Here is a 6,391-nt window from a genome sequence, read left to right as displayed (position 1 = left end):
GAGGTGATTAAATGTCCAAAAAAAGAATAATTACTTTAATGGTGGTACTAATACTTTTGACAAATATTATTACTTTTGGTGCCACCAATTTATTGACTATAAAATATAAAGATAAAGTTATTGTACCTACTAGAGAATATGAACAACTAACTTCATCCTATAAAAAATATTCTAAGCTGATAGGATTGGAGAATCATATTAAAGATAATTTTTTAAAAGATGTAGATGAAAATAAACTTATGGAGGGCCAATTAAAGGGATTATTTCAAGCTCTTGAAGATCCCTATTCAGTATATATGACTGAAGAAGAATTTATAAGTTTTGCGGAGCATACTCAAGGACTTTATGGAGGAATAGGTGTGATAGTAACTCCTGGAGACGATAATCTTATAACAGTAGTTTCTCCTATAGAAGGCACTCCAGGAGAAAGAGCAGGATTAAAAACTGGAGATAAAATTATAAAAGTTAATGGAGAAGAATTTACTGCTGATAACATGGATAAGGCTGTAAAATTAATGAAGGGAGAGCCTAAAACAACAGTTAGCATAACTGTTTTAAGAAAAGATAAAGATGGAAAGAATGATTATATAGACATAGATATTGTAAGAGAAGAGATTAGGTTAGTGACTGTAAAATCCGATGTAATACAAGAGGATATAGGCTATATTAAAATAACTTCTTTTGATGAATTAACTTATGAAGATTTTAAAAAAGATTTAAATACTTTAATGAATAAGAATGTTTCTGGAATAATTTTAGATTTAAGAAATAATCCAGGAGGACTATTGAATGTATGTGTAGATATAGCAGATGAATTTTTAGGAGAAGGAGTTATAGTTTATACAGAAACACGACATGGAGAAAGAGCATATGAAAGGTCAAATAAGAAACATATAGATATTCCTTTAGTCTTATTGGTAAACGAAGGTAGCGCAAGTGCTTCTGAAATATTAGCAGGAGCAGTCAGAGATCATAATAGGGGAATATTAATAGGCAATAAAACATTTGGTAAAGGTGTAGTTCAAAGAATCAGGGAACTATCCGATGGTTCAGGTTTTAAATTGACAGTATCCGAATATTTTACACCCAATGGAACTAATATTCATGGCATAGGTATAGAACCAGATATTATTATAGATCTGCCAGAAAATGTACAAGAAATAGGAATTGAAAATTTATCCGAAGATATACAACTTCAAACTGCTATAGAAAAGATTGAAGAGATAATTAGATAAATTTATTAGCCAAAGTAAAGGAGAGTTAAGGATGTATCCTTTTTTAGAAATTGTATATTTTTCCATATACAATATATTTTCCATTTTAAAATCTCCTTTTTTTTGGATTGTTGTGGGGATAATATATCTTCAATACAAAAAAATAGGGGAAATGGAAAAGGGGATTTTAGGTATATATAAAAAATCCCCTATATATAATGTATTTATATCTACATTATATGGTTTAATTGGTGGAATCTTTGGAAGTATTATGTTTATATATTTTGGGATTTCTATAAGTCCAAAAGACTTTTATTTTGTTTTACCTTTGGCTTTATTATTATCCATCATTCATCCTAGATTTATGTGTTTTTCTTATGCAGGTGGAATTCTTTCTTTGTCAAGTTTAATTTTGGGATGGCCAAATATTAATATATCTGAAATATTATTCGTTATAGGAGTACTTCACCTAGTAGAAAGTTTTTTAATATTATTAGATGGTAAAAGAAATAGGATTCCAATTTTTATGGAAAAACAAGGGGAAATAATAGGCGGATTTACTATGAATAGATTTTGGCCAGTTCCTTTTTCTATATTTGTTAATAATGGCTACATTTATCCTATTACTATAATGGCAATATTAGGATATGGGGATTTTGCCTTATCAAATTTTCCAGAGAAAAAATCTAAGGAAACTGCTAGCATTTTATCTTTATTTAGTATAACTTTATTGATATTATCAAGGCTTTCAATTAAATATCATATTTTTAAATATATAGCTGCTCTGTTTTCTCCTTTAGCCCATGAAGCAATTATTAAACTAGGTAGAATAAAAGAAGAACAAGGTAACTTCTTGTTTACATCTACTGAACATGGATTAAGAGTATTAGATATTCTGCCTAATAGTATTGGGAAAAAGATGGGATTAAAACCAGGAGATATAATATTGAGTTTAAATGGACATAGAATATATTCAAAAAATGATATAGATGATGTGCTATACTTTAGACCAAAGTTTATTTGGATAGAATTGTTCGATATAAAAAAAGGATTGGTGTCTAAGGAATATAAAAATTATCAGAAAGGGATCAATAATATAGGAGTAGTAGTAGTTTCTAATTTCCCTGAACAAATTTATATAGTTGAGGAATCAAGAACTCCTATTGTAAAATTGATAGATAAGATTAGAAGTAAAGGGAAAAAAAGTTTTAAAAACTAAAACGAACCCAAGGGTTCGTTTTAGTTTTTAATATTTGCTATGTCAAATTTATTAAAGTCTATAGAATATATAATATTTAGATGGTCATCTTCATTAGGAGGACATAAATTTATATATCCTTTTTCCATTTCTGGGTCATAAAATATCTTATCATTATTTACATTTGCAATAGATATTAGATTCTCGTTATCCATATTAAATTTTTTAATGGTATAATCACTATTAGAGGTATTTTTTTCAATAAATATTAAATTGTTTTCATCTAATTTAAAATAATTTGCTATGTTTTGATCAAATTTATTTTCATAAGTATTTTTTACTATATTATATATATGGAGTATGTTTTTATTTTTTTCTTCTACATTTTCTAAATATATGATATTTTCTTTATCCAAAAAACTAACCTTAGAGCCTGAACCTATTTCTTTTAACTCAGCACCTTCCTGATAAAAGTAGATATTTTTATTTGCAGAGTATTCTTGGGTTTCAGTAAAAATTAGTTTATTTTCAAGTAAATCAAAAGAATCCATAATTTTATCTACTTTCATTATTTCCACAGATTTATTTTCATGTATATCATATGCTAAAAGAGTAGAAGTTTCATCTTTGATATCAACAAAATAAAGGGTTTTATCATCTTTCCATTTCATTAGCTTTGGATATAAAAAAGTATTCGGAGTAATTTTATAAGGGATTTTTTCTTGTCTTGATATGAGATATATGTCACTTTTGTTTTCATCGACTTCAATTGTAGAAACATATTCCCCATTAGGACTAAAAACAGCTGATTGAATATTATCTTTTGAAGTATATAGTTTACCCCGTTGGCCGTTTATTACATTGTAAGTCCATAAGCTTTCATACCAAATGCCATTTTCTTCGTGGTAACGTTTATAAAGTATATAATTATTGGGTATATAGTCCAGTAGATATCCATCATCAATATAAGCAGAAATAATGTCCTTCACTGAATCCAATATTTCTCCAGTTAAAGCATCAACTTTTACATTTAAATTGAATAATGGAGATTTTGAATTTTCTTTATCGAATATATTAGTAAAGGATACATGCCAATGAATTTGGTCCTTTAGTTTAGTTAATTTTACATCTGGTATAGAATTAGGTTCAATTTTAAACTCAGTATAGATTCTATCTAGAATTTGGTTTTTACTGTATTTTAAGGATATAAGATCAAAATTTTGAGTTACAATGTTAAATTTAAGATCTTCAATATTTTCATCAATAGGCTCAAGAATCTCCAACACAACCTGAGGTACAGCCAATTGAATTTCCCCTTGGTCTAATAATCTATTGATATATATATTTATAGTTTTGTCGGATTTAGTAATTTTCTCAATTGAAATACCAGAGCTTTCAATTAATCCAATATTTGCTTGTAATTTTAAATTCTTAGTTTTATCGAGTATTTCTACATTAGATTCTGTAGTTTGAAATCCTTTTGATAATGCTATTTTCTCAATCTTATAGCTTAGAGGTTCTTCTTCTATCTTTTTTTCTAAAGCAGAAATATGACCTTCATCAGTATAGCTACAGCCAATTGCTATAAGGGTTAATGTCAATATAATAAAACTAAGCAATATTTTTTTCATAATTAGCTCCTCCTTCCTTAATAGTTTATAATATAAGTGGAAATTGTTCAATATTATTTTGGTTTTATCAAAAACATTTTGACTTTAATTATAAATGTATTATAATAAAATAATAGGAACGAACAAGCGTTCAGCAAGAGGTGAAAAGTATGCATAAATTTAAAATACAATCCAGTTTTGAGCCGACAGGTGATCAACCTGAGGCTATAGAAAAATTATCTAATGGTATATTGAAGAATTTAAAACATCAAACTTTATTAGGAGTAACAGGTTCAGGAAAAACCTTTACAATGGCTAATATAATTGAAAAAGTACAAAAACCTACTTTGGTGATAGCCCATAATAAAACTTTAGCTTATCAATTAGCTAGTGAGTTTAAAGAATTTTTTCCTAATAATGCAGTAGAATATTTTGTATCCTACTATGATTATTACCAACCAGAGGCATATGTACCCCAAACGGATACCTATATCGAAAAGGATGCCTCTATAAATGATGAAATAGATAAGTTAAGGCACTCTGCTACTGCAGCTTTATTTGAAAGAAAAGATGTAATAATAGTAGCTAGTGTATCTTGTATATATGGTTTAGGTGATCCTATTGATTATGAAAATTTAGTTGTATCCTTAAGACCAGGTATGATTAAGGATAGAGATGAAATAATGAGGAAGTTAATCGATATTCAATATATGCGTAATGATGTAAATTTTGTTAGAGGTACTTTTAGGGTTAGAGGAGATGTGTTAGAGATATTTCCTGCATCTTCTAGCGAGAACACCATTAGAGTGGAATTCTTTGGAGATGAAATCGATAGGATAGTAGAGGTCAATCATTTGACTGGTGAGATTATTGGTGCCAGAAAGCATATATCTATTTTCCCAGCTTCTCACTATGCCACATCTCAAGATAAAATAGATAGGGCTATTGTTAGTATAGAAAAAGAATTAGAAGAAAGTTTGAAGGAATTAAGAAGACAGAATAAATTATTAGAAGCCCAAAGATTAGAGCAAAGGACTAGGTATGATATTGAGATGTTAAGAGAAATGGGATTTTGTCAAGGAATAGAAAACTATTCAAGACATTTAAGTGGAAGAGCACCAGGAAGTAAGCCCTATACCTTAATAGATTATTTTCCTGAAGATTTTCTTATAATTGTAGATGAATCCCATGTGACTATACCACAAGTTGGGGGTATGTATGAAGGGGATAAGTCTAGGAAGACTAATTTAGTAGAACATGGTTTTAGACTTCCTTCTGCATTAGATAATAGACCTTTGAAATTTACTGAATTTGAAAATCATATAAATCAAATAATATATGTGTCAGCAACTCCAGGCCCTTATGAAAAAAAACATTCAGAACAGATAGTAGAACAGATAATTAGACCAACAGGATTATTAGATCCTAAAATAGATGTAAGACCTATTGAACATCAAATAGACGATTTGGTAAAGGAGATAAGGACTAGAGCAGAAAATAAAGAGAGAGTTTTAGTAACTACTTTGACTAAAAAAATGGCAGAAGATCTAACAAATTATTTTAAGGAAATTGGTATTAAAGTTACCTACCTTCATTCAGATATTGATACTATAGAAAGAATGGAAATTATAAGAGATTTAAGACTTGGAAAATACGATGTATTAGTGGGTATCAATCTATTACGAGAAGGGTTAGACTTACCAGAAGTATCTTTAGTTGCCATATTGGATGCAGATAAAGAAGGGTTTTTAAGGTCAGAGACTTCATTAATACAGACTACAGGAAGAGCAGCAAGAAATGTATCTGGTCAAGTCATTATGTATGCTGATACCATAACTAAATCCATGAATAAAACTATCAAGGAAACTAACAGAAGAAGAGAGATACAGGACAAATATAATAAAGAACACAATATAACACCAAAATCCATTATTAAGGGAGTAAGGGATGTAATAGAAGCAACTATTGCCTTAGAAGAAGAGGAAGAGTATGTAGTAGATACATTTACAGGAGAAGAATTAGAAGTAATGATAGAGAATTTAAGAGAAGCTATGCTAAAAGCAGCAGAAGAACTAAACTTTGAAAAAGCAGCAGAATTAAGAGATAAGATGATCCAACTAAAGAAAATGCAAGAAGCAGGATTGCAATAATTTGCTTAGTTTTTACCTAGTGAATTGTGAATGTTGAATTGTAGCGGTTGTAATTATAACCGTAGGGGCAGACCTATGTGTCTGCCCGGTACTTGCGCCAATTTGAAAAAGAGGTGAAATATAATTTGGAAAACAACAAGATAATAATTAGAGGAGCTAAAGAACATAATTTAAAAAATATTAATCTAGAAATTCCTAGAAATAAATTTATAGTAATTA

The 6,391-nt window shown here is 28.9% G+C and carries 4 protein-coding genes; 3 read left to right on the top strand and 1 reads right to left on the bottom strand.

Annotation, left to right across the window (positions count from 1 at the left end; translation table 11 throughout):
* The first annotated feature begins 11 nt into the window (after window positions 1-11).
* On the top strand, window positions 12-1,235 hold the full coding sequence (locus VK998_RS07640; protein ID WP_325227287.1) for a S41 family peptidase: 1,224 nt from the start codon (window positions 12-14) through the stop codon (window positions 1,233-1,235).
* A 151-nt stretch (window positions 1,236-1,386) separates the two neighbouring features.
* Entirely contained in the window at window positions 1,387-2,433 is a 1,047-nt protein-coding gene (locus VK998_RS07635) for a PDZ domain-containing protein (protein WP_325227284.1), read from the top strand.
* A 20-nt stretch (window positions 2,434-2,453) separates the two neighbouring features.
* Here the strand turns inward: VK998_RS07635 and VK998_RS07630 are convergent, their stop codons facing one another.
* Window positions 2,454-4,043: a TolB-like translocation protein gene (locus VK998_RS07630; protein ID WP_325227280.1), complete on the bottom strand. Its 1,590-nt coding sequence runs from the start codon at window positions 4,041-4,043 to the stop codon at window positions 2,454-2,456.
* A 149-nt stretch (window positions 4,044-4,192) separates the two neighbouring features.
* Here VK998_RS07630 and uvrB point away from each other — a divergent pair, with 149 nt between their 5' ends.
* Window positions 4,193-6,172 (top strand): excinuclease ABC subunit UvrB, encoded by a 1,980-nt coding sequence (uvrB, locus tag VK998_RS07625; RefSeq protein WP_325227277.1) that lies wholly within the window; start codon window positions 4,193-4,195, stop codon window positions 6,170-6,172.
* Window positions 6,173-6,391: the final 219 nt, after the last annotated feature.

This window comes from Schnuerera sp. (assembly GCF_035459645.1).
Classification (GTDB): domain Bacteria; phylum Bacillota; class Clostridia; order Tissierellales; family Tepidimicrobiaceae; genus Schnuerera.
Note: the sequence above shows the minus strand (reverse complement) of the source record. Positions and strands in the feature narration are given on the sequence as shown.